26 protein-coding genes and 2 pseudogenes are annotated in these 23,207 nt (G+C 70.3%); 15 read left to right on the top strand and 13 right to left on the bottom strand.

What is annotated here, in order from left to right; genetic code table 11:
• Positions 1–26 precede the first annotated feature (26 nt).
• Both AB0B58_RS11320 and AB0B58_RS11325 read left to right on the top strand, forming a co-directional pair.
• Positions 27–1,397, top strand: coding sequence for a pyridoxal-dependent decarboxylase (locus tag AB0B58_RS11320; protein WP_360221338.1), 1,371 nt, complete (start codon positions 27–29; stop codon positions 1,395–1,397).
• A gap of 135 nt (positions 1,398–1,532) precedes the next feature.
• Positions 1,533–1,817 carry a hypothetical protein gene (locus AB0B58_RS11325; RefSeq protein WP_360221341.1) on the top strand — a complete coding sequence of 95 codons (285 nt, stop codon included), beginning with the start codon at positions 1,533–1,535 and terminating at the stop codon, positions 1,815–1,817.
• A 4-nt stretch (positions 1,818–1,821) separates the two neighbouring features.
• Here the strand turns inward: AB0B58_RS11325 and AB0B58_RS11330 are convergent, their stop codons facing one another.
• Entirely contained in the window at positions 1,822–2,505 is a 684-nt protein-coding gene (locus AB0B58_RS11330) for a PASTA domain-containing protein (RefSeq protein ID WP_360221344.1), read from the bottom strand.
• Positions 2,506–2,600: 95 nt separating this feature from the next.
• Positions 2,601–3,881 (bottom strand): hypothetical protein, encoded by a 1,281-nt coding sequence (locus tag AB0B58_RS11335; protein WP_360221347.1) that lies wholly within the window; start codon positions 3,879–3,881, stop codon positions 2,601–2,603.
• Between the two features lie 272 nt (positions 3,882–4,153).
• Between AB0B58_RS11335 and AB0B58_RS11340 the strand changes: the two genes are divergently transcribed.
• Entirely contained in the window at positions 4,154–4,549 is a 396-nt protein-coding gene (locus tag AB0B58_RS11340; protein ID WP_360221350.1) for a DUF2750 domain-containing protein, read from the top strand.
• Here the strand turns inward: AB0B58_RS11340 and AB0B58_RS11345 are convergent.
• Together AB0B58_RS11345 and AB0B58_RS11350 are read right to left on the bottom strand one after the other, a co-directional pair.
• Positions 4,546–5,769 (bottom strand): hypothetical protein, encoded by a 1,224-nt coding sequence (locus tag AB0B58_RS11345; protein WP_360221353.1) that lies wholly within the window; start codon positions 5,767–5,769, stop codon positions 4,546–4,548. The genes AB0B58_RS11340 and AB0B58_RS11345 overlap by 4 nt on opposite strands.
• 45 nt (positions 5,770–5,814) lie before the next feature.
• Entirely contained in the window at positions 5,815–6,897 is a 1,083-nt protein-coding gene (locus AB0B58_RS11350) for a hypothetical protein (RefSeq protein WP_360221356.1), read from the bottom strand.
• Positions 6,898–7,178: 281 nt separating this feature from the next.
• Between AB0B58_RS11350 and AB0B58_RS11355 the strand changes: the two genes are divergently transcribed.
• Together AB0B58_RS11355 and AB0B58_RS11360 are read left to right on the top strand one after the other, a co-directional pair.
• The gene (locus AB0B58_RS11355; RefSeq protein WP_360221359.1) at positions 7,179–8,171 is read left to right on the top strand and encodes an aminoglycoside phosphotransferase family protein; all 993 of its coding nucleotides are present in this window, start codon (positions 7,179–7,181) and stop codon (positions 8,169–8,171) included.
• 16 nt (positions 8,172–8,187) lie between these two features.
• Positions 8,188–9,600, top strand: a complete 1,413-nt coding sequence (locus AB0B58_RS11360; RefSeq protein ID WP_360221362.1) for an MATE family efflux transporter — start codon at positions 8,188–8,190, stop codon at positions 9,598–9,600.
• 112 nt (positions 9,601–9,712) lie between these two features.
• Here the strand turns inward: AB0B58_RS11360 and AB0B58_RS11365 are convergent, their stop codons facing one another.
• Positions 9,713–10,117, bottom strand: coding sequence for a PPOX class F420-dependent oxidoreductase (locus AB0B58_RS11365; RefSeq protein WP_360221365.1), 405 nt, complete (start codon positions 10,115–10,117; stop codon positions 9,713–9,715).
• 99 nt (positions 10,118–10,216) lie between these two features.
• Positions 10,217–10,636, bottom strand: coding sequence for a hypothetical protein (locus tag AB0B58_RS11370; protein WP_360221368.1), 420 nt, complete (start codon positions 10,634–10,636; stop codon positions 10,217–10,219).
• 147 nt (positions 10,637–10,783) lie between these two features.
• On the opposite strand from AB0B58_RS11370, the gene AB0B58_RS11375 reads away from it, so the two are divergent.
• The 7 genes from AB0B58_RS11375 (at position 10,784) to AB0B58_RS11405 (ending at position 15,830) form a co-directional block, all read left to right on the top strand.
• The gene (locus AB0B58_RS11375) at positions 10,784–12,832 is read left to right on the top strand and encodes a hypothetical protein (protein WP_360221371.1); all 2,049 of its coding nucleotides are present in this window, start codon (positions 10,784–10,786) and stop codon (positions 12,830–12,832) included.
• Between the two features lie 105 nt (positions 12,833–12,937).
• The gene (locus AB0B58_RS11380) at positions 12,938–13,336 is read left to right on the top strand and encodes a nuclear transport factor 2 family protein (RefSeq protein ID WP_360221374.1); all 399 of its coding nucleotides are present in this window, start codon (positions 12,938–12,940) and stop codon (positions 13,334–13,336) included.
• A gap of 16 nt (positions 13,337–13,352) precedes the next feature.
• On the top strand, positions 13,353–13,721 hold the full coding sequence (locus AB0B58_RS11385; protein WP_360221377.1) for a dihydrofolate reductase family protein: 369 nt from the start codon (positions 13,353–13,355) through the stop codon (positions 13,719–13,721).
• An 82-nt stretch (positions 13,722–13,803) separates the two neighbouring features.
• Positions 13,804–14,163 (top strand): hypothetical protein, encoded by a 360-nt coding sequence (locus AB0B58_RS11390; protein WP_360221818.1) that lies wholly within the window; start codon positions 13,804–13,806, stop codon positions 14,161–14,163.
• A 91-nt stretch (positions 14,164–14,254) separates the two neighbouring features.
• The gene (locus tag AB0B58_RS11395; RefSeq protein WP_360221380.1) at positions 14,255–14,617 is read left to right on the top strand and encodes a hypothetical protein; all 363 of its coding nucleotides are present in this window, start codon (positions 14,255–14,257) and stop codon (positions 14,615–14,617) included.
• 183 nt (positions 14,618–14,800) lie between these two features.
• Positions 14,801–15,307, top strand: a complete 507-nt coding sequence (locus tag AB0B58_RS11400) for a cupin domain-containing protein (protein WP_360221383.1) — start codon at positions 14,801–14,803, stop codon at positions 15,305–15,307.
• 97 nt (positions 15,308–15,404) lie between these two features.
• The gene (locus AB0B58_RS11405) at positions 15,405–15,830 is read left to right on the top strand and encodes an NUDIX domain-containing protein (protein WP_360221386.1); all 426 of its coding nucleotides are present in this window, start codon (positions 15,405–15,407) and stop codon (positions 15,828–15,830) included.
• Between the two features lie 7 nt (positions 15,831–15,837).
• Here AB0B58_RS11405 and AB0B58_RS11410 read toward each other — a convergent pair whose 3' ends face one another.
• A complete protein-coding gene (locus AB0B58_RS11410; RefSeq protein WP_360221389.1) occupies positions 15,838–16,428 on the bottom strand; it encodes a hypothetical protein in 591 nt (196 codons plus the stop codon).
• A 223-nt stretch (positions 16,429–16,651) separates the two neighbouring features.
• Here AB0B58_RS11410 and AB0B58_RS11415 point away from each other — a divergent pair, with 223 nt between their 5' ends.
• Positions 16,652–18,175, top strand: coding sequence for an RtcB family protein (locus AB0B58_RS11415; RefSeq protein WP_360221392.1), 1,524 nt, complete (start codon positions 16,652–16,654; stop codon positions 18,173–18,175).
• A 13-nt stretch (positions 18,176–18,188) separates the two neighbouring features.
• On the opposite strand, the gene AB0B58_RS11420 is transcribed toward AB0B58_RS11415, so the two are convergent.
• From AB0B58_RS11420 to AB0B58_RS11440, 5 genes and pseudogenes are all read right to left on the bottom strand, one after another.
• Positions 18,189–18,773 carry a hypothetical protein gene (locus AB0B58_RS11420; RefSeq protein WP_360221395.1) on the bottom strand — a complete coding sequence of 195 codons (585 nt, stop codon included), beginning with the start codon at positions 18,771–18,773 and terminating at the stop codon, positions 18,189–18,191.
• Positions 18,774–18,867: 94 nt separating this feature from the next.
• Complete coding sequence (locus AB0B58_RS11425; protein ID WP_360221398.1) at positions 18,868–19,548, bottom strand: lytic polysaccharide monooxygenase; 681 nt, start codon at positions 19,546–19,548, stop codon at positions 18,868–18,870.
• Between the two features lie 120 nt (positions 19,549–19,668).
• A complete protein-coding gene (locus AB0B58_RS11430) occupies positions 19,669–20,280 on the bottom strand; it encodes a MerR family transcriptional regulator (protein ID WP_360221401.1) in 612 nt (203 codons plus the stop codon).
• A 19-nt stretch (positions 20,281–20,299) separates the two neighbouring features.
• Positions 20,300–20,695, bottom strand: a pseudogene (locus tag AB0B58_RS11435) (ABC transporter permease); the annotation flags it as partial.
• Positions 20,683–21,036: pseudogene (locus AB0B58_RS11440) on the bottom strand (ATP-binding cassette domain-containing protein); the annotation flags it as partial. The pseudogenes AB0B58_RS11435 and AB0B58_RS11440, both read right to left, overlap by 13 nt.
• A 135-nt stretch (positions 21,037–21,171) precedes the next feature.
• Here AB0B58_RS11440 and AB0B58_RS11445 point away from each other — a divergent pair.
• Positions 21,172–21,504, top strand: a complete 333-nt coding sequence (locus AB0B58_RS11445; RefSeq protein WP_360221404.1) for a cupin domain-containing protein — start codon at positions 21,172–21,174, stop codon at positions 21,502–21,504.
• A gap of 126 nt (positions 21,505–21,630) precedes the next feature.
• Here the strand turns inward: AB0B58_RS11445 and AB0B58_RS11450 are convergent, their stop codons facing one another.
• Positions 21,631–22,113, bottom strand: a complete 483-nt coding sequence (locus AB0B58_RS11450; protein ID WP_360221407.1) for a hypothetical protein — start codon at positions 22,111–22,113, stop codon at positions 21,631–21,633.
• A 376-nt stretch (positions 22,114–22,489) separates the two neighbouring features.
• Here AB0B58_RS11450 and AB0B58_RS11455 point away from each other — a divergent pair, with 376 nt between their 5' ends.
• Positions 22,490–23,143 carry a hypothetical protein gene (locus AB0B58_RS11455; protein WP_360221410.1) on the top strand — a complete coding sequence of 218 codons (654 nt, stop codon included), beginning with the start codon at positions 22,490–22,492 and terminating at the stop codon, positions 23,141–23,143.
• Positions 23,144–23,207: the final 64 nt, after the last annotated feature.

Genomic DNA, 23,207 nt, shown 5'->3' on the forward strand with positions numbered 1-23,207 from the left:
CCGCCCGCGATGCCTAGCGTGTGCTCATGGATCCTCTACTCGCCGCCGACCTCGCCGCGCTACCGGAGCTGCTGGAGTCCACCCAGAGGTACGCCGCCGGCGTCCTCGACGGCCTCGACGGGCGTCCGGCGGCCCACCCGCCCGCGCCGCGTACCGCCGGGCCGCTGCCCGCGGAGGGCGCGGGGCTGGCCGGGGCGTTGACCCTGTTCGCGCAGCGCTGGGCGCCCGGGCTCTCCGGCAGCGCCGGACCCCGGTACCTGGGCTTCGTCACCGGCGGTGCGACCCCGGCGGCCCTCGCCGGCGACTGGCTGACCGGCGTCTTCGACCAGAACGCCAGCTCGGAGGTCGGCTCCGCGGCGGGCGAGCTGGAGCGCGAGACGCTCGGCTGGCTGCGGGAGCTGTTCGGCCTGGACGCCGGCCATTCCGGGGCGTTCGTCAGCGGCGCGACCATGTCGAATTTCGTGGGCCTGGCGATCGGCCGCGAATGGCTCGGCGAGCGGCTCGGCGTGGACGTGGGGCAGCTTGGCGTGCACGCGCTGGGACCGGTGGAGGTGCTGTCCGGCGCGCCGCACTCCAGCATCTACAAGGCGCTGTCCATGTTGGGCCTCGGCCGGCAGGCGGTGCGGCAGCTGCCGGTCCTGCCCGGCCGCGAGGCGGTCGACGTGTCGGCGCTGCGCGCGGTCCTTGCCGCCCGCGGGGGCCGGCCGGCCATCGTGGTCGCCAACGCCGGTACGGTCAACACCGTCGACTACGACGACCTGCGGGCGATCGTGGCGCTGCGCGAGGAGTTCCCGTTCTGGCTGCACGTGGATGCGGCGTTCGGCGCCTTCGCCGCGCTCAGCCCCGCGTACGCGCCGCTGCTCGACGGGCTGGCCGAGGCCGACTCCGTCTGCGTCGACCTGCACAAGTGGCTGAACGTGCCGTACGACTCGGCGGTGCAGTACACCCGCCGGCCGGACCTGCAGTCCAGGGTCTTCGGCAACGCGGCCGCCTATCTCGGCCCGCTCACCGAACGGCCGGACTTCCTGCACCTGACCCCGGAGAACTCCCGGCGGCTGCGGGCGCTGGCCGCCTGGTTCTCGCTCGCGGCCTACGGCAGGGCGGGGCACCGGGACATCGTCGAGCGCAACGTCGCCTCGGCGCGGCGGGTCGGCGCGCGCCTGGCGGAGCTGCCCGGGGCGCGGCTGCTCGCCCCGGTCCGGCTCAATGTCGTCTGCCTGGCGGTCCCGGGCGATCCGGCCGAGGTGGCCCGGGCGCTCGCCGAGACCGGCGAGGCGTTCGTGACGCCGACCGTGTACGCCGGAACGCCCGCGCTGCGGCTGGCCTTCAGCAACTGGCGTACCGCCGGAGCCGACGAGGAGCGGATCGTCGCGGCGGTACGCAAGGTGCTGTTGTGACCGCCGCCCAACAGGCCGGCAGAGAATCGACGACGGCGACGCCGGTCACATCGCATCACATGCAACACGGGCGGCCCGATAGGCATCAGCGATATCTCTACCCGTCGGTAACCTGATTGTCGAGGAGACGCCGCCATGTCGCATGCGGAAGACGCCTACGGGTTCGCCCGCCCCACCGTCAACGACGCGCACAGCTCGCTGACCAGGGTCCTCGGCAAGGCGGACGACGTCTGGACCGGCCTGCTGCAGCGCTGCGGACTCACGGGTGCGGAGACCGACACAGCCTCGGTCAAAGCGATCATCGCCGCGATGTTCGCCGCCGGCGACGGCGCCGACATGTGCGCCCGCTCACTGCAGATCCGTCTGGCCGCACACACCCACCTGGCCGCCGTGCGGCAACTGGTCACCGCCGCCGCGTGACCCCCTAACGGCGGGGGAGGCGGGCGGCGGGTGCGCCGGGCTCCACGACGATCGTGTCCTTGTACTGCTCCCGCAGGGCCTGAACTGCTTCGGCCGGGATGTCGCCGGTCACCTTGACCGCGCACAGCGCCGGGTCGACCGCGATTCCGAAGCCCTGTCCGGCCTTCAGGTCCTCGCGCCGGGTCACCTCGGTGACGATGCGGGACAGGTCGGCCCAGGGCGCCGTGCAGCGGCGTACCTCGTGCTTTCGCCCGGCCAGAGCCGGACGGACCTGATCCAGTGCCGCCTGCTCGTCCGCGTCCGGGCCGATCGCGATGATGGTCGTGCCGTCCTTGTCGATGCCGACGCCGACGAAGGTCCTGCGGTCGGCGGCCACGATCTCGTCCACCGTCCCGCCTGCCGGGCCGGCCACCACGACGGTCACCGTGCTGCCCCGCGCCACCGCCGTTCCGGGCGCCGGCTCGACCCGGACGACGGTACCCGGCTTGTGCTGCCCCGGGGCCTCGCGCTCCACGACCGCCACCACCCCGGCGCTCGCGGCCACCTTGTCCACGACGGCCGCATCGTTGCCGACCAGTTCGGGAACCGTCGTGGTGTCGCCGGCCGGCGCGGCGCCCGTGGCGGCGCACCCGGCCAGGACCACCGCGCCGACCACACCGGAGATCATCACTGCCCAGCGGTTCGCCATCGCCTACCTCCACCCCGCGCCGGAATTGCCATGGCTGAGACGAGGGGATTCTCCGCCCGGTTCCGCCGGGCGGAGAATCCCCTCGCCGAAAGTGGTCAGGAGGTCAGGATCGTGACGCCGAGGTGGCTCTCGATGCTGCTCAGCTTCTCACCGACCAGGTTGCTGCCGCCGCTGGTCGTGCCGACGTTCAGTCCGACCGCGACCGCGTTGCTGCTGCCGCTCCTGATGTAGATCGGTCCGCCCGAATCACCGCCGCGGATCACCGTGTCGGTGCCCCGGTGCGCGTCCAGCAGGCCGCTGGTGCACCCGTCGGCGTCGCACAGCTGCGCGAACAGGTTGGTGATGACCAGGCCGCAGATCGCGCGGGTGATCATGCCGCTCTGGCACACGGAGTCGTTGACCGCCGGCGCCTTGCGGCTGGTCACGTTCCGCGTGGTCGGGCAGCACGGGTCGACGTGGATGGTGTTGTCGTAGGTCTGGCTCGTGGCCGAGATGCCGATCATGTCGAAGGCCGGGTAGTTCGCCCGCCCCCAGCCGTTGCCCCAGAACTTCGTGGACGACCAGATCGACTGGTCGTTGTTGAAGCAGTGGCCCGCGCTGATCCCGCCGCGCTGTCCGTTCGAGTTGCGGCGCACGGTGAACGCCGTCGTGCAGATGTTGGAGTTCAGCGACCCGGAGCCGACCCGCACGCCGGCGCCGCCGAAGTGCGGCGTCCCGTCGTCGAGCCGGCCGGTCCGCGCGGCACCGTCGAGCGTGACCACCGCGAGGTCACCGAGCGCCTTCTGCGCCGCCTCGGCCGCAGCCTTGTCCTTCGGTGCGAAGGACGCGTGGATGCGCGAGTCGGCGGCGTCGATGCCGAAGCCGAACGTTGCCTTCGCCGCGTCCGGGTGCCAGGCCCGGCCGGTCAGCAGGTCGGCGCCGGCCGCGAGCTCGGCGCCGCTGTTGCAGCCGACGATCACCGCGGTCGAGACACCGACCGGAAGCGCGGGTGTCGCCGCGGCGACCTTGCCGCGGAACGTCGCGGCCTTGGCGGCGTACTCCGGCGTGACGACCGTGACCAGCGTCTGTGTGTTGTGGTCGACCGCCGTGCCGAGGTATCCGGTGCGGACGACCGCGGCCGCGGTCGCCTTCTGGTCGGTGAGGCCGAACTGCGTCTCGACCGCCTTCTGGATGGCGAGGTTCGCCGCGACGACGCCCTCCTGCTCGAGCCATTGCGTGTGGTGCAGGGTGCCGTCGGCCGCGCGCGTCATGCCGACCTTGGCCGGGTTCGTGGCGTCCACTGTGCACTTGCCGGCCGGCGCGGTGGCCGCGGCAGCCGGTTCGACGACGGCGACCATCCCGAGTAGAAGGACGGGTACGCCGATGGAGACAGCCATTCGCATTGAGATCCCCCGATCGCTTGTTGGCTGTCCAGACACTATGGACAGTCGACGCTGCGTGACAGTCGGATCTACGACTTGTTAAGAACGCTGACAAAATCTTGTAACGGTCGATACGCCTCGTAGTGGTGGTTAGCGGCGCTCCGGCTGCCGGTGCTCGGACCTCCACTCGAAGGGAAAGACCAGACCGATCGGGCGGCGATCCGGCGGGGAACCACGGACCGATACCATCGCTGCGGAACGCAAGCGATCGGATACGCGGAGGTCAAGTGGCACGGGATGACATCTCGCGCGGTGAAGCGGAACGACTTCGCCGGCTGGACGAGGCGGCGCGGGTGTCCCGGACATTCGAGATCATCGCCGACAAGGGTGCGCTGTGGGTCTGGGGCGACGAGGACGAGATCCTGTTCACCGAGGACGCGAAGCGGCGAACGCTGCTGCCGATCTGGCCCCATGCGACCGTGGCCCGGCTGGAGAACGAGGGCGAGGTCGCCGGCGAGCACGCCATCGAGATCCCGGCCGAGGTGTTCCTGAAGGAATGGCTGCCGCAACTGAGAGAGGACCACGCCGACATCGCGGTCTTCCCGGTCGAGGAGCGCAACGCGGCGATCCTCACGCTGGCCGAGTTCCGCTCGAGGATGACGGTCGCGCTCCGCCTGAATTAGGAAGCGGGCGGTACAGCCAGCACGCCCGCTTCGGGGGAGAGGCTCCACGCGGGCGGGAACCCGTACGGCTGCGGGGTGCCAACGGGCAGGACCAGGCGGATCCGGTGCAGTTCGTCCGCGGGCAGCGCGTCGAGCAGGCTCCGCACCGCCGGCCACACCTGCGCCGGCGGCGGGGCCGACGGCGAACCGACCACCAGCAGCAGCCGATCGGGGTCGGCGGGAACCCGGCACACGGCGTCGTCGGCCTCGTGGTCGCGGCGAACCCACAGGCCGCACCGCACCACCTCGACCTGCCAGCCCTCGGCGAGCCGCTGCACGCCGATCGCCACCGTCGGCCGGTGCGGCAGCGGCACCCGCCACTCCAGCAGGCGCGGGGCGTCCCCGGGTCGGTAACGCAGCCGCTGCGCCGGGGGTCGCCAGGCCGGACGGCCCGCGCCGTCCACCACGGTGCGTACCTTGGTCCCGTCCGCCTGGAGACCGGGCATGCCCGCATCGACGTGGACCGCCGAGACGGCATCGCCGGGCAGGCGCGCGGCGAGATCGTCGACGACCCGCCCGGCCGGCCCGTACGGGATGAGCGTGATCTCGTCGACGCCGGGCCCGAGCTGACGGATGTAGCGGGCCAGGGCATGAGCGTCGAGGTCGCCGTCCCCGGGCCGGCCGATCACCAGGGTCACCATCGCCGGGTCGGCCGGTACCGCGAAGGCCGGGTCGTCGGGCGCGACGGCCTCGTCCCCGGCGTGCAGCCAGAGGCCGGCCGGGATGGGCGTCACCCGCAGCGCCGGTTCGGCCGGCAGCGGCCGGGCCAAGGCGCGCTGCCACGCGGGGGCGGGCTGCCGCGGCCCTTCGTCGTGGGGCGCCGCACCGGGACGGAAAGTCCACCAGGTTCCGCCCACCACGAACAGCATGTCCGGCAGGGCGATCACCGGCCCGTCCGGGGCGATCACGGTCAGGCCCAGCGACTTGGCGAGGTGCCGGGCGGGGCACCAGCCGTCCGGGCCGGGCGCGCCCGCCCCGGGCTGCACGAGCCGCACGGCGCCGCACCCGGGCGCCAGCGCCCGGTTGAGCAGCGCACGCAGCACCGGGATCTCCGGTGGCGGCGCGGTGTTCACCACCACGGTGGTCACCTGCGGGTCGCTCGGGAACTGCGGCAGGTCCGGCAGGTCCGTCCCGGCGTCGCTGTCGACGACCAGGAGCATCGACCCGCGCGGGCGGATCATCGGGGCGGGTGTGCGCTCGTACACAGGTTGCCTCTCCACCTGTCGTCAGCCGGCCTGGCAGTTGACCCGCAGCGCGGATACGCCCAGGTGGTCGCCGTCGCGGCCGCTGCCCCAGTCGATGCCCCGGGTCACCAGCTGGACGGACAACTCGCCGGTGGTCGTGCCGTACGACCCGGCGTCGACCCAACGTCCCTGGTTCGCCGACTGGTTGACGTCGAACTGCCCGATCACTGCGCCGTCGATGTCGGCGGTGGAACGCACCAGGTAGTGCGCCGGCTTTCCCGCCGCGTCCTTCGGGTTGCCGGTGCCGGGGACGTAGACGCCGACCGAGCAGCTGCCGGCCCGGACGGCTCCCGTACGGAACCACCACACGATGACGTTGTCCGAATCGTCCTTGGTGGCCGAGCCGCTCATCGGCACCGCCACGACCTTCCCGCCGCAGCCGTCCGAGCGCCACCCGCCGCTGGACCGGGTGTACCAGTCGCTGTGCCAACCGCTCAGGCGGTACCCCCGGTCGCTGCTCTGTGGGCAGCTCTCGCCGGAGACCGCCGCGAACGTGGCGCCGCGCGGCGGCGGCGACGCCGTCCGGGTGGGGGCGTGGCGCACCGGCGTCGAGACCGGCAGCGGAGTCGGCCCGCCGCCGACGGGTACGGCCGGCGGTGTGCCCAGGTCGCTGGACCGCGCCGGTGTCGCGCCCACCGGGAAGGACACGGCGGCGCTGGGGTCCGCGAGCGCCGGGTACATCGCGGTGCCGGGCAGCGGGTCACCGCCGGCGCGCTCCGCCGTACGGTCGCTGTCGGGGCCGAAGACCACGAGGCCCAGACCGGCGACGACCGCGACCGCGATGGCGGCCACGACCGCAACCCGGCGCCGGACACGGTCGCCTCCGCGACGGTTGCGGCCGCTCGCGGCCCGGCCGGGCGCCACCGGAGCCGGCACGCCCTGATCGCCTCCACCGCCGGGGACGGGCCCGGCCGTTCCGACCAGCCCGGCCCACCCGGCCCGGGGCGGCCGGGTGGGGTCGGCCGGCCTGGCCGCCGCCTCGGGCGTCAGCACGAACAACGGACGCAGCAGCGTGACCTCGGTCGATGGCTGTTCCGGCCCACCTCCGGTGTTGCTGTGCGTCACGCCGGCGAACCACCATTCGACCTGTTGATCACGACCCCGCATGCTACGTGCGCGGCACCGACCCCGCCAGACTCCGGCGTACGCGGGGTGCTGCTGCTGCGGGGCGAACCGCCCGTCATGAGGCGGTGAGTTACGCAGTGTGATCATCTGGGTGATTTCGGCATCGTCCTCCCGGCAGATGAACCTCTCGCCGAAATTCCGGTGGCGAAGCTGCCGCTGGGAGCGCTCTCCCGCTAGCGTGCGAGCCGACCCGGCCGGACGAGTCGAATGCGTGAGGACCCATGGAAAGCATCACCAAGAACCGGCAGTCACCCGAGACGCTGCGCGCGATGATCGCCCGCGCCTACGGCGCCGACCAGCTCCCCGACGCCGAGAGCCAGGACTGGGTCAGCGAGCTCGGGCACGGATGGTTCAACGTGGCCTACCGCATCCGGCTCCGCGACGGCCGCCAGGTCGTCCTCAAGATCGCGCCCCCGCCGCACGTCGAGGTGATGACCTACGAGCGCGGCGCCATGGCCGTCGAACTCGCCGCGCTCGACCTCATCGGCAAACACACAAGCGTGCCCGTGCCCGCCGTCGACTTCGCCGACCGCAGCCATGACCTGTGCGACGCCGACTACTTCTTCATGCCCTACATCGACGCGGGCAACCTCGGCATCATCAAGGACACCCTTGCGCCGCAGGAGCTCGACGCCTGCAACAAGGCCCTCGGCGCGGCCACCCGCGAACTCAACGGCATCCGCGGCCGGGCGTTCGGCCCTCTCGCCGGCCCCGGCGACCCCAGCTGGCGTGCCTGCTTCCTGCGCATGATCGGCGACGTCCTGCGCGACGGCGAGCGCCGCGCGGTCGATCTCGGCTACGACTACGACCTCGTCCGCGACGTCGTCGCCACCCATGCCGACAGTCTCGACGAGGTCACCGAACCCCGTTTCGTCGAGTGGGATCTGTGGGACAGCAACGTCATGGTCCGAGACGGCCGCATCGTGTGCATCATCGACCACGAACGCGCCTTCTACGGCGACCCGCTCATCGAAGCGGGCTTCACCGCCACCGACCTGGCCGCCTTCGGAGACTCGACGGCATTCCTGCGCGGCTACGGACACCCCGAGCTCACGCACACCGAGCGGCGACGTCGCAGGCTGTACACCCTCTACCTGATCCTCATCATGATCATCGAGACGGACTACCGCGGTCACACCGACACCCAGCAGTACGACTGGGCCCGCGAACGCCTGCACGAGATCATGGCCCTGTACGGCAAGGATCGCCGCTGAACCGGCCGCCCGCTCGATGAGCGGTTTTCAACCCGGCCTCGGGCCGGAGGTATCCGAGCCGTCGACCGCCGCCGGGAGTCGCCGCCCCGGCCACGTCGAGAAAGGCTCAATCGACGGCGCCGCCGCGCTCGGCAGCCGCCCGATCGGCCGGCTGCTGTGGCACACCTGCTCACAGACGACGATGTCAGTGGGCGTCTACGGCATCTATGCCCTCACCAACGCCTGGTTCGTCGCCCGCGGCGTCGGCACCGACGCCATGGCGGCCGTCAACCTCGCCGCCCCCGTACTGCTGATTCTCGGCGCCGTGTCGAGCACCGTCGGCGCCGGTGCAGCCTCCCTCGTCTCGCGCCGCCTCGGCGCGGGGGACCCCGCCGGTGCGGCACGCGCCGCCGGTAACGCCTTCGCTCTGTTCTGGGCGACCGCCGCCACCGTCACCGTCACCGGGCTGCTCGCCCTCGAACCGCTGCTCACCGTGCTCGGCGCCGAACCCGCCACCCGCGGCCTGACCCGCGACTACACGATCGTGCTGCTGTGCGGGGCGCTGGTATCGACCGGCTTCTCCAGCCTCATCCGCGCCGAGGGCCGCCTGCGGTACGCCACCATGATCTGGCTGGTCCCGGTGCTGGTCCAGATCACCCTCGACCCGCTGCTCATCTTCGGCCTCGACCTGGGCGTGCGCGGAGCCGCGCTCGGCACCGTCGGCGGCCAGGCTGTCTCCGCCGCCATGAGCCTGTGGTTCTTCTTCGCCCAGCGCGAGCGTCCGTACCGCATCACCGTCCACGATCTACGACCGCACGGCCCCACCGTACGAGCCCAGGTCGGCATCGGCGCCCCCTCGTTTCTCGCGGGCCTCGGCGCGACACTGCTCGCCGTCCTCGTGAACAACGTCCTCGCTGCCACCGCCGCCGGTGTGACCGCCCTGGCCGCCTACGCCGTCTGCGCCCGCATCCAGACCTTCGTCACCATGCCCCAGCTCGGCATCAGCCAGGGACTGCAGCCCATCGTCGGCTACAACGCCGGCCGCGGGGTCGCCGATCGCGTGGATCGAGCCCGTACGCTCGCGCTGCGCGCCACCATCGGCTACGGCACGCTCGCGGCCCTCGCCGTCATCCTGACCGCAGGGCCGGTCGTCGCCGTCTTCACCGACGACGACGCCGTCGCCCCGGCGGCAGAGCAGGCGCTGCGCATCATCGCTGCCGGCATAGCCGCTGCCGGCGTCACGCCGCTCGTATCCGCCTACTTCCAATCGCTGGGCCGGGCGACCCCCTCCTACCTGATCTCGGCCGGCACCTTGCTGGCCATCAAGGTCCCGCTGATCCTGGCGGCCGGCACCACCGGCACCACCGGGATCTGGATCGGCATCGCCGCCGGCGAGATCCTCTCGGCACTCGTGGCGCTAGTCCTCCTGCGCCTTCCTTGGCGCGCCTGAGGAGCGGGTGTCTGTGACGACAACGGTTGATCGCGCAATGAGACAGCTGTGGTGGCTGGGCCGGTATCGGTTTGGGTGTGGCCGGCGAATTGCCCTCTTGTCGATCGGCCGATCAGAAGGAAACGATGATGCCGATCATCGGTGGACGGCGCAGCCGCAGCAGGCGGGCGAACCAGTTCCCGGCCCGCGACATGACGTACCGACCGGCCAGCAGCTTCCGGGCCTGCGCCGTCCCGTCGTCATCCAGCAATCGGGCCGTTCCCGTCACGTGCGGCGCATCTGACGCCACCGTCCCGCGCAGGGAGCACGGCGCCACGCGCACCCGCGGATTGTTCCGGATCCGCTTGACCTTGCCCGAGCCCGCTTCCGTCACGAGCCAGAGTTCTGCACCGTGCGGTACGTGCCAGACCGGCGTGGCCACCGGTGTGCCGTTCTTGCGATAGGTGGTCAGGCTGACGTATCGGCTACGGATGATCTCATCGGCCAAGGTCACCTCATAAGCGTAGCGAACCGCCATGTCCACCTCGGGCGATCAGCCGATGAACCTTTGTCAACCTGGCATCGAGCCCGTCGGCGCCGGCCGCTGCCGGCCTCGCCACGTTGAAGGGTTCGATGATCAGGTCGTCGGCTCACCGCTCTTGCCGTGGCGGAACCCGCGGCCGAGGTGGCGGTCGGTCACACGGACGAGGTTGTGCCGGTACCGGCCTGCGAGGATGGCATCGTGGCGGACGGCTTTCAGGCGCAGCCTCGGCGATGGTGGCTCGTAGTTGCGTGCGGGGGAATCGGCCTCGCTGCCCTTTTGCTGTTCTTCGGGTTCGGGCCGGAAGGCCGGTTGGACAAATTCGACCAGCTGGGGAGCGTCGGCGGGCTTGCGGTAGCGGTCGCGTCGTTGGCGTTGAGCTGCTGGTCCGTAGCGCGAGCATTGCGGCCACTCCCGCCGGAACCGGCCACCGTGCTGGTGCGCGCCGTCGAGGACCTGGCCGACCACGTCGCTCGACAGTGGCAGATCGAGGCCGGCGTTCGCGGCTTGCGACATCTGGACCCGATTCGCCTACGGTGGTCCACCACCTCCAGGCCGGTCGGACCGCCGGCGGCTGACATCGTCGGCGAAGATCGCCTGCCGTCGCCGCCCGCCCGGTCGACCCGCCTGCGGTTGGCGGGTGGCGTCGATGACATGGCACGGATGCTGACGATGCTGCCGGCTCGACAGGTCGTGGTGATGGGTTCGCCAGGAGCGGGAAAGTCGACGCTGGCGGTACTACTGACCTTGAGGCTGCTCGCTCGACGACACGACGGCGACCCGGTGCCGGTCCTGCTGACGCTGAGTTCCTGGGATCCTCAGCGAGAACACTTCGACCACTTTCTGGTACGCAGCCTGGGCGATGCGTATCCGGCGTTGAGTTCGGGCGGCGTTTACGGACCCGACGTGGCGTTGCGATTGATTGCCCGAGGTGTAGTCGTTCCGATCCTGGACGGCTTGGATGAGATGGCCGCGTCGACGCACGGGTCGGCCATCGCGGCGTTGACACGTGCGGTTGGCCGGGACCGGCCTTTGGCGCTGATGAGTCGTTCCGATGAGTACGAGCGCGCGGTGTCGGACGCCGGCGGTCCGCTCGCGCGAGCCCTCGTGGTCGAGATCGAGCCGATTGCCGCCGTCGACGCAGCCGCATACCTGGTCGGCGGGCGGCTGGACGGCGTCGCCCGGTGGGAGCCTGTCGTGGCCCATGTGACGGCCCACCCGGACGGCGTCCTCGCGCAGGTGTTTCGAACACCGTTGATGCTGTATCTCGCCCAATCCGCATATCGGTCATCCGGCAGCGACCCCGCCGAACTGCTGACGTACACCGAGCCGGACGGCGTCGAGTTGCACCTCCTGAACGCCTATGTTCCCGCCATTTACACCTCGCGGCCCCGGCTTGCGGGCCGGGACGACGACCCGGCTGGAGATCCGGTTGCATATGCTCCGGAACAAGCAGAGAGGTGGCTGGCGTTCCTCGCCGATCACCTCGCCCGCGAAGGTACCGCGGATCTTGCCTGGTGGCGGCTGCGCCGGGACGCGCCCCGATTTCAGGTCTTGTACGGGTTTGCGGGTGGGCTCGTGGGTGGACTCATGGGCGGGTTCGTCGGATGGGTCGTCGGCGGGTTCGCGGGTGGGTTCGCGGCCGGTTTCCTGCGTGGCGAGCCGCAACAAGGACGGATCGGTACCAGGCGCTTCGTGGCACCCGTGCTCGCGGCCGGGATCGCGATTACGCTCGCGGCCGGTCTCCGGCAGACGATCGACTTCTCGGAGGGACCCGCTTCTGATTCTCCAGACCAGCAACTACTCATGCTCGCTGCCAAGCCTCTGGTGGCATGTGCGGTCGGCGGCGCGGCAGGGATCGTCGGCGGACTCGTGAACAGGCTCGTTCGCTGGAGGGCGAGCGAACCGCCGCAGGACATGCCGACCGACAAGAATCGAATCATCTTCACAATGACGGTCGGAGCCCTGTTCGGTCTCGCGGTCGGGTTCGCGCACGGGTTCGTCAACGGCCTCGTCTACGGGCTGGCGTTCGGCGTCGTGTACGGCCTTATCGGCGGCCTTGTCGGCGGCCTCGTCGGCAGGCTGGCAAGCTGGCGCGCAGGCGGCGCACCTCAACAAGTGGCGGCCGATCCGAGACGAATCGCGCTCGGCATAGCGGCGGGACTCGCGCTTGGACTTGTTTTCGGACTCGCATACGGACTCCTGGGCGGGCCCGCCTACGGCCTCGGCTACGGGCTCGCGTTCGGGCTGGTGCTGGGCATGGTTGGATCGGTCCTGTTCGGCGCCAGCGCACCGGCGGTGCTGACCGAGGCCGTCACCCCCATGTCGGCGTTGGCGAACGACCGGAGGGCCAGCCTCGTCGTCGGCATCACCACCGGACTCGCCTATGGAATCCCCAGTGGGATCGCCGGCGTCCGCGCAGGCGGAATCGCCGACGGGCTCCTGGCCGGAGTCGGCGGCGTCCTCGGCGGCCTCGTCGCGGGCGCGGCGTTCGCGATGGCGACAGGATCGTGGTTGATGTTCGTCGTCACCCGGCTCCTGCTCGCGGCACGGCGGCGCCTGCCGCTCAACCTGATGCAGTTCCTGCAGGATGCCCATGATCGAGGCGTCCTCCGGCAGGCCGGCGCCGTCTACCAGTTCCGCCACGTCCGGCTGCAGCAGCGCCTGCTCACCCTGCACAGATCCGGTCACGATTCACGACCAGGCCGGTGACCATGGCGTACCCGGTGCCACGCCGACGATTGCCCGCGGGTAGAACGTGTTCTACTCTCGGAGGCGTTCCGGGTACTCGGCACGGGAGGCAGAACGATGACGCCGGTGACGTTGACCGTCCGCGACCTTGCCCGACGTTCCCAGGCGGCGGCCGGCGCGAAGGACCGCGAGGCGTGGCTCGGGTTGTTCAGCGAGGACGCGGTCGTGGAGGATCCGGTCGGGCCGTCCCCGCTCGACCCGGCCGGTCGCGGGCATCGCGGCGCCGCGGCCATCGCCGGCTTCTACGACAACGTGATCGAACGGGTCGACCGGATGCGCTTCGAGATAGAGCGGTCCTACCTGTGCGGTGACGAAGTCGCCGACGTCGGCACCATCCACCTCACCCTGCCGGGCGGCCACTCCACGCGGGTACGCGGCGTCTTCACCTACCGCAGCAACGGCGCCGACAAGATCGCGGCGCTGCGGGCGTACTGGGAGTTCGGCAACCCCGATCCGCGGTCCTGAGCAAGAGGAGTCACCGGTGAGCGACCCGATCAACACCAGGATGAAGAACATGCCGACCACCGTGATCTCGACCAGCCTGCGCGGACCCCTCGACTGGCCGAACGCGACCCTGGCAAGCGGCGACGCCGTCGACATCGTCGCCCGGCTCAAGGAGGAGTCCACGGTGCCGCTGCGCTCGCACGGAAGCCTGTCGCTGAACCGGGCACTGATGGCCGCCGGCCTGGTCGACCGCGTCCAGCTGACGATCTTCCCGGTGATCAGCGGCCGGACCGGAACGGACCCGATCTTCCAAGGAGCGGCCGACTTCGACCTCGAACTGCTCGAAAGCCGAACGCTCGACGGCCGCACCCAGGAACTGATCTACCGACCCGCCCTGCACGTCTGAACCGTTCATTCGGCAGCTGCTCAGATCGCGGTCCGGTGGTCGGGGGTGTCGGTCGAGGTTGCGGGCGTGCTTAGGCTTGGGCGTGCTCGAAGCAGGCAGCCGGCAGCGAAATCAGCCGCCACCACCCCACGTCGTCTTCGAGGCGCTGGCCGAGCCCGACCGGGATCCTGCCCGGCCATGGCTGTTGCTGTTGGACAATGAGCAGCCACCGCAACTGATCGACGCTGAGAAGCCGGATTTCATCGTCTGGTCTTCTCTGTGGAGGAAGCGGCCCGACGCCCGCGTCCGGTTCGACCTGACCTCCGAAGGCGCAGCGGGGACCCAGCTGCGGTGGACCCTGCTCGTCGAGGAGCCGATGCCCGATCCGTCGCTGCTCGGACACCTGCGCAAGCGGATCAACGAGCTGATCAACGCGAACCTGCGGCACACGTTCGGGCAGTAGCCGCAAGCATCGTCGTCGATGGCCTCGTATTTCGTCGGCTGGTCAGACGTAGGTGCGTGCCCCGGGGAGCCCGTCCCTAGAGTGGGGCGTCATGGGCATGTACGCGTCGGCTCGCGGCTGGCTAGAGATCAACTTCAAGCAGTGGGGCACCGCTCAACAGATTATCCAGCGGTACCATCACGATCTCTACTCGGGCGGCTGGGCCTTCCCGGCCAAGCCGTTCAACTGGACGCTGTACCTCTTCTACGGCGGTGACATCCGGGAACAAGAGCTGGATTGGCTCCGCGAGACAATCGCAGAACTGGCGGCGATGCCGCCGATCGATGATGACGGTGACCGCCCGGTCGGTTTGTTCCTGATCACCGACGAACGCGGACGGGCGCTCCTGTGGCAGGTTCGGGATGGCTCCCTGGACGAACAGCCGGCGCCGTCCCTGGCCTGGTTCGGCGATTAGAGCGCAGCCGGTAAGGCCGCGGCGGCCCGCTCCCGCCTCCAGGACGGTCAGCTGCTTCGGCGTCGTTGCCGCGTAGACCCCGGCGTTCTCGACCTGGTGAACCTGCGGCGTATCGACAGAGCCCGTCGCCGGAGGGTGCCTAGCGTGAGCCGACAGGTCAGTCCGATGCAGTAGGAGGCCGGTATGCCGGAGGCCGTTCGTCCGTACCACCTGAAGGCTGACGAGGGTGAGGCGACGCACTTCCTCGGCAGCCTCGCCCTGCGTAAGTGCGGCGGCCGGCAGAGCGATGGGCAGCTCGCCGTGGTCGAGTTCGTCCACCCGCCGGGCTTCGCTCCGCCGCTGCACCGGCACACCCGCGAGGACGAGGCGTTCTACGTCATCGACGGCGACATCGAGGGTCGCTGCGAGGACGAGACGTTCCAGGCCCGCGCGGGTGACTTCATCTGGCTGCCGCGCGGGCTCGCGCACACCTTCATCGTCGGATCCGGCGGCGCGCGCGTGCTGACCCTGGCCACCCCGGCGGGGTTCGAGGACTTCGTCGCGGAGGTCGGACACCCGGCGACCAGCCGAAGCCTGCCGCCGGCCACTGAGCCGGACCTCGCTGTTCTGGGCCACGCGGCGCAACTGCACGGCATCGAGTTGCTGGACCCACCGCCGGCAGGGAGGCAGCCGAGCACCGATCCTTCATGATCGAGAGCTCTCTCATCGGCACGAGATCGCATCAGCGCGAAATTGTGGCTGCGAGAATTTAGGTTCGGCCTGCCCGGCGCTTGGATAGCTTCAGCGGATGTCGTCAATCCGCCCCATCGCCCTTGCCGTGCCACGTCGTGGTGAGGATCTGCTCGTCTTCGAGTACCACGACCCCACGAAGGGCCAGACCTTCTACCGACCTTTGGGCGGAGGTATTGATTTCGGCGAGACGGCCGAGTCGGCCGTGCGTCGTGAGCTGCGCGAGGAGCTCGCCGCCGAGCTTCTTGACCTACGCCGCCTGGGCGTGCTGGAGAATCTCTTTCACGGATTCGGCCGACCCGGGCACGAGATCGCATTCATCTTCGGCTGCCGGCTCGCCGACCAGACCTTCTACGAACGGGACGTCGTCGGCCAGATCCTCGACGACGCCGGCACGACGGTCATGTGGCGAGCGTTGAGCAGCTTCGACGCAGGTAACCCGCTGTACCCGCACGGCCTCGCTGAGCTGCTCCGTGAGGGCTAGCTTGCGGCTAACTGCGGCATTCAATCGGACTCTGCGGCTGCTCGGTGCCTCGGTTCGCTGGGTGGCGTTCACCGATCGCGGCGCGGAGCGCGGACCGGCCCGGCTGGATCATGCCGATCTCGATGCGGAACATCGCAACACCCCGGCGGTATCGAATCGCCGGCAGGTCGCGGCTGGGTAGCGCGCTTCTGACCGCGTACAGGTCCGCCGGGGTGACCTCTAGGACCGCGAAGATCCACCGGCGGCGTACCTGGACCGCCATGATCTGCGGCCAGGCGATGAACACCGGGTCGCCGCGCTGCGCCAGCTCGATGCCGAGCTCGGAGACCCGGATCCACGTGGGGCGACCACGTTGCTGCCACGCCGCCCCGCCGCAACCGATCATCGCGCCGATCAGCGGTGCCTGGAGGGAGCCGAGGTCGTCCCAGCCCATGTCGTACCCGGTCAGCGCCGACAACAGCAGCCTCACGAGCACCCAGGCAGCCACGATCGTGCCCACGACGATGAACAGTGCCCGCAGCACCGAGTGCCGGAACAGCACCGCATTCGGGGTCGGCGCGGCCACATCCCAGGGTCCGAGCGATCTGTTCCGCGTCACCCGATCACGGTAGGGGTGCATCCGACGGCTGTGAGCTGGCCTTTCGGCCAGGTGTGCGCTCAGCGCCGAACGCGACCGCGCGACCCGCGACGGTGACCGGTACCGCCGGATGCGCCGTGACGGCCGGCGGCCCGTAAAGCGATGGCCGGCCGGGACCCGCGCACCTAGAGTGGCCGTGGCCGCGAGGCTCTTTGTCGAAAGCTGTGAAAGGTTCTACATGCCCGTGCCCAAGCGGCCAGACCGGCGCCTGGTGCGTACCGACGACTCGTGGCTCACGCTGCCCAATCCGGCCGGCGTGCCGGTGGAGATCTGCGCCGGTCCCGAGGTTCCGATCGAATCGGCGGCTGTCGACGAGCTTCTCGTCGTGCTGGAGACGGCCCGTACGCTCAGCGATCTTGCCGGTGCGACCCCGGGCCTGGAATTCGAGCCGCGTATCGACAGGGTGGTGTGCACCCCGGACTTCCACAAGGGAGCCGGCATCCCGATCGGCACGGTGCTGCGTACCGTCGGCGCCCTGGTGCCGCAGGCCGTCGGAAATGACATCAACTGCGGGATGCGGGTGGAGGTCACCTCGCTGAGCGTGGATCGGCTGCGCCCGCATCTGGATGCCTTGGAGCGGCGCCTGCGGCACCTGTTCTTCGAGGGTGGCCGCCGCATCGGTCTTACCCCCGCGCATCGGGAGGGGCTGCTCCGCTTCGGGCTGCCCGGGTTGGTCGCCGAAGGCGTCCCGGCCGGCGCCGAAGGGGCGTGGCTTCAGGTCGGGCCCGACGACACCACCGATATCAGCGGACGGCTGCACGCCGCGGGCTACCCGGTCGGGTCCGCGGACGCGTTCCGGGACTGGATCAACAGCGGCGGTGGGACGAGCTACGACAGCATCATCGGCAGCGTCGGCGGCGGCAACCACTTTGCCGAGTTGCAGTACGTCTCGGCCGTCCACGACGGTCCTGCCGCTTATGCGTGGGGTCTCACCCCCGGCCGGGTGGTGCTGATGGTGCACAGCGGCTCGCTCTCGCTGGGCCACCAGGCCAACGCAACGGGCCACGACCAGGCCCGCGCCGCTTGGCCGCGTACGGTGCCGATGCCGGCGAACCGGATCCTGCCGATGCTGCTCGACGAGCGCGGCGCGGCGGGGCGGGAACGCTATCTGACCGCCTTCGCGAACGCGGCGAACTTCGCCGTCGGCAACCGGTTCTTCCTGGCGATGATGCTGCGTGCCGGCCTGGCCGGCGTCGCCGGTGACCTCGCATCCCGGCTGATCTACGACGCCCCGCACAACCTGCTGTGGCCGGGCGCGGACGGCACGGTGGTGCACCGCAAGGGCGCCACCCCCGCCGGCGGCGTCACCGATCACGAGCACCGGACCCCGGACATGTTCGGGGAGCCGGTCATCGTGCCCGGCTCCATGGGCGCGCCCAGCTATCTGTTGCGCGGGCTCGGCAACGCCCGCGCGCTGGGCAGTGCCTGCCACGGCGCGGGCCGCAGCATCCCCCGGGGCGCCGCGGCCCGGGGCAGCGACGCGGAGCTGGACGCCTTTCTCCGTGAGTTCCGGGTCGTCACTCCGCTCAACCACCGCGACCCGGCGGTGGCCGGGCGGCGCGAGGTCATCGAGGCGTGGCGGCGCGACCTCAAGCAGGAAGCGCCCTGGGCGTACAAGGAGGTCGGCCCGGTCGTCGACAGCCTTCGCGGTGCCGGGGTCGCCCAACCGGTCGCGGAGCTGCAACCGATCCTGACCGTGAAAGGCTGATCGCCCGGCGTGGTCAGACCCCGGCCGCGTCGTCGTACCGGCGGCGCAGGTCGGCGATCTCCGAGTCGGCCAGCGCCTCCTTGAGCGCAAGCTCGGCGTACCGGTCCGGGAACGTCTCCCGCAGCCGGTCGACGAACATGACGTCGGCGGTCGCCTCGACCACCTGGATGCCCGGAGGCCGGGTGGACAGGTCCAGGATCACCGGGCCGGCCAGCTTGACCGCGACGTCCCAGGGGCGCTTGGGCTCGGCGACCCCGCAGAGGTGAAAGCCGTAGACCTTGCGCACCTCGGCGAGCGCGGTGACCTCGGCCGGCTCGTAGCCGTAGACGCGGACCCCGCAGATCACCGCCGGCCTCGCCTCCTCCCCGGTGGCCGCCTGCTGGGGAGTGTGTCCGGCGTGGTTGTGCCGCCCCGGGTCCGACTGTTCGAGCGTGGTACGCATCCGGGTCATGATCTGCCCCCGCAGATCCGCCGGCTCCGCGTCCGGGCCGGCGGCGTTGACCAGTGCGACCGCGCCGGCCGACACCGCCAGCAGGATCACCTCCAACCACACGAAGCGGTTCGTGTACCACCCCGCGAAGCCTGTTCGGGAAATCATGATCGCCTCTCACCTCGTCGCGGTTCTGGTCCGGCGTGCCGCGGGGTCGCCGGCCCAGGACGTCAGCCGCTGTCCTGGGCCGGTGTCGTGCGGATCAGGCGAAATTCACGTCGCTGCACCACATGTAGGCCTGGTCGAGGTGCGAGGCCTGCCAGATGACGAAGAGGATGTGGTGCCCGGTGTATCCGGAGGTCGAGATGTTGAACGAGATGTTCTGCGCCGGTGCGTACCTGCCGGTCTGCGTGATGAAGTCGAGGTTCCCCCAGCCGAGGCGCTGGGTGGTCGGGTTGTACCCCTGCTTGCTCACGTAGACCCGGAAGTAGTCCGCACCGTGGCTGGCCTGGTCGTACAGCTGGACGGTGAAGTTGCGGCCGACATTTGTCGTCTTCCAGGCTCCGGGCGTGTTCAGGCTGTCGTTCCTGGCGAGAGCGTTGCTGCACAGCTGCCCGTCGGGGGTGCGGGCCTGGAACTGACCGCCGAGGCCGTCCCGCAGCGCGCTCATCCAGTTCCACATGGTGTCCGGGTTGGCCTGGAACGCCCGCCAGCACATGGGGTCCTGCTGCTGCATGGCCGGGTTCGTGTGGTTGTTGCCCCAGGTCTTCCAGCACTGGTAGGCGCGGGATGCCGGGTTGATGATGGTGCCGTGTGCCTGGGCCGCGCCGGCCCAGGGCAGCATGCTGACCAGCATGGCGAGCAGCACGACTAGCACCCGGACGGGGTGGCGGACGGCTGAGCGGGCCTGCCGGCCGGATCGATCGGACGCGTGTGGACGCACGGTACGTCCTCCGTTCTTCGGTGTCGGGGGATGGGAGCGCTCCCATCAAGGATTGCACCGATGTGAACGGATATCAACGGACGTCAATTGATTGAACTGTGCCGAGTTGGCCGGCGGTGGTCAGCGGGGCCGCTCCGGCAGCCGCTCCAGCCGGGTCCAACCGTCCCAGCCACGCTCGCGCATCAGGGCTATCAGCCGCTCCGCCCGCGGGTCGTACTCGACGGAGAGCGCGTCCAGAAGGTCGAACGACAGATCGTCGTGCGCCGCCTCGCCGAGTTCGATCTCGCCGGAGGCATATGCCAGCTCGGCCAGGCCGGCCATGATGTCGGCGGCCTCCACCATCCGGTCCGACGCCCCGATCTCCCGGAGCCGATCCAGATAGGCGACCACCTCCGGCGGAAGCGCCATCCTGTCCCCGACAGCGAGCTGTGCGATCTGCTTTCGGCTGCTCTCCAGCCGCTCGATCTCGTCGCGCAGGTGGTTGTCGATCCTCTCGACCGCCTCGGCGAAGGCCGACGTGTCCGCCTCGAGTAGCTCAGCGACCTGGGACAGCGGCACGCCGGCGTCGGCCAGGGTGCGGATCTTGATGAGGGACACGACCGCCGTCGCGCTGTACCGCCGGTAACCCGAGGCGTCCCGCTGCGGCTCCGGCAACAGCCCGATCTGGTGATAATGCCGTACGGCCCGCAACGTGACGCCGGTGTACGCCGCCAGTTGACCGATCGTCAGCATGCTCCGATCCTGCCCCGGCTCAGGAGATCCTGCGACGGTAGGTGAGGTTGGCGGCCAGGTACGCCACCACCAGGATTCCGGTGCACCAGGCGAGGGCGGTCCAGATGCCGGCACCGACCGGCTGCCGGGTGAACAGGTCCCGGATCGCGTCGACGATGGAGGTCACCGGCTGGTGCTCGGCGAAGGCGCGTACCGGGCCGGGCATCGACTCGGTGGGCACGAAGGCCGAGCTGATGAACGGCAGGAGGATCAGCGGGTACGAGAACGCGCTCGCGCCGTCAACGGTCCTCGCGGTGAGGCCCGGGATCACGGCTATCCAGGTCAGCGCCAGGGTGAACAGGACCAGAATGCCGGCGACCGCGAGCCACCCCAGCACGCTCGCCCCCGTGCGGAAGCCCATCAGGAGGGCGAGAAGCGCCTCGGCAGGTCATCCGCGATCGCGCCCGGGTTCTCGAGATGGCGCAGCCGGGCGACCAGGACGAGGTTCTCCCTCCCGCTGAGGATCTCGTCGACCGCCGCGAACTGTCCGGTGAGGCTGATGGACTCGCGCACGTCGGCGGCCTGCGTCATGACGTCGAAGCCGTTGACCCGGGCAGTCCCGGCATCCGCCCTGAGCAGCGTGGAGAGGATCTTCACCACCGTGGTCTTGCCGGCGCCGTTCGAGCCGAGCAGCGCGAAGATGCTGCCCCGCGCCACGTCGATGTCGACGCCACGCAGCACGTGCAGCTCCTTGTACGACTTCTCCAGGCCGTACACGTGGATCGCGGGTCCGGTTTGCCGGAAGAGTGCCCATGACGGTCAGCATGAGGGGTTGACGTAGCGTCATAGTCAAGTCCGCAGGCAGTCCGATTCCAAGATCACCGCCGCAGGGCTTCGCGTGAAAGGGACCCTATGCAGACATCGTCACTCTTCGCCTTGGCCGACGAGCACCTCGCCGCCGCGGGAGGCGCATCCAGCGGCCGTAGCGCTCACACCGTGTACGGCGGACACGATCGGACACTTCGGCAGACGCTCATCGCCCTCGCCGCCGGCCGGCGGCTCGACGAACACGAGAACCCGGGCGAAGCCACGTTGTACGTCCTGAACGGCAGCGTCCGAATGGCCACGGACAGCGAAACCTGCGACGGCGCTGCCGGCGACCTCATCATCGTGCCGGACGCCCGCCACACCCTCGAGGCGCTCGAGGATGCCGTGGTTCTCCTGACCGTCGCCAAGACCCTCTGAACGGAGACGCCAGGGGGCGACTCGCGATCGGCACCTAGAGGTCCGGATCCGCCTCACCCGGCCCAGGCCGGGCGAGGTGGCGTGCTCTGGAGGATCGCGCGTGACCGGCGATGGCGCAAGCAGCGGTCACGACGGCGTCCGCCGCAGGCCCACGGGTGGCGAGGGACGCCGTCTGAGTAGCCCGGAGAGTTCCACCTCGACGCCCTGCGCCCACGATGCGCCGGGTAGGCCCGTTCCGGGCGAGCTGGGGTCCGCCGCGGACGGTGCGGCCGACCGGCTGCCCGCGATGCGCCGCCGGAGGATCTCGTCGATCCACACCATGACATCGGTGTCCGGATCGACATGGCATCCGGCGAGCCACCACACTTCGACGAAGGTGCCGGCGAGAACGCCCGCGACCCGGTGCCGGTCCGGCACCTGACGGTGCAGGCGGCGTGACACCGGGTCCGAGCACCGGTCGAACAGTTCGGCGAACGCACCATGGTCGTCGTCGGCGATCCGGCGGATCAGCCATCGCAGTCGCTCGGGGCTACCGGGCGGGCCCGGTGACGCGGATTCGCGCAGGCGGTGGGCCCGGCAGAAAGTGACGTGATGGGTCAGCTCTGACATTGATACTCCCCGGGGGCGACGTGAATTCGTGCGCCGCCGGGGACTGGAGCGACAGGTCGCGAGCATGGGACTCACGCCACCAGAAACGCTACGACATCGCCTATCTGCGCGGTAGGGGCGCCACGAACGAGTGGAGAGCGCCCGCCTTCGCCCCTACGCCTGTCCGCGGCGCGGCCGGCGACACCGGGCGCGCGAAATGCGCGTACGGTGGGGCTGTCGCTCGAGACCCCGGTGGCTGTCTGCCCGCCGCCGTCGATCTAGCCGCTCTGCGGGGATGACGCTTCCGAGCTGACCAGACAGTTCAATCGGCGCGCCGCACCGGACTGCTTCGTCCGTGGAGTCGCTCGACGCGCCACGGAACATGCGTCCCGAACAAATGCGAAGGAACGTGAGCGCGATGGTCAACATCGCCAACGGTCACGAAACCCCTGCCCCCACCACGTCCATCGACCAGACGGAGCGGGACACCGCGGCCCACCGGCTCGACACCGCCCGGCACGCCACCGCCGGGCCGGACACCGTACTGTCCGGGACCGGGTCGGCGGCCACTGCGGCGCGTTACCTGCTGGCCGGCATCCGGCTCGCCCTCGGCTGGATCTTCCTGTGGGCGTTCCTCGACAAGCTGTTCGGCTTGGGCCACAGCACCGTCGCCGCGAAGTCGTGGCTGAACGGCGGCAGCCCCACCGCCGGGTTCCTCGGCAAGTCCGCCACCGGCCCGTTCACCGGCTTCTACCACTCGATCGCCGGCAGCGTCGTCGCCGACGCGTTGTTCATGGCGGCCCTGCTGGGCATCGGTGTCGCACTGCTGCTCGGCATCGGCATGCGGATCGCCGCGGGCGCCGGCGCGCTGCTGACCGTGCTGATGTGGACCGCCGTCCTGCCCCCGTCCAGCAACCCGTTCATGGACGACCACCTGATCTACGCCGCCGTCCTCGTGGTCCTGGCTCTGCTGGGCGCCGGCAACACCCTCGGCCTCGGCCGCTGGTGGGCGGGCACCCCGCTGGTACGACGCAACACCTGGCTCACCTAGGCCCGGAGTGGGCGGCCCGGGCGCTCTGGCCCGGGCGCCCTCGTACCGGCGCTGACGGCCCACG

Source organism: Actinoplanes sp. NPDC049118, from assembly GCF_040648555.1.
Taxonomy (GTDB): domain Bacteria; phylum Actinomycetota; class Actinomycetes; order Mycobacteriales; family Micromonosporaceae; genus Actinoplanes.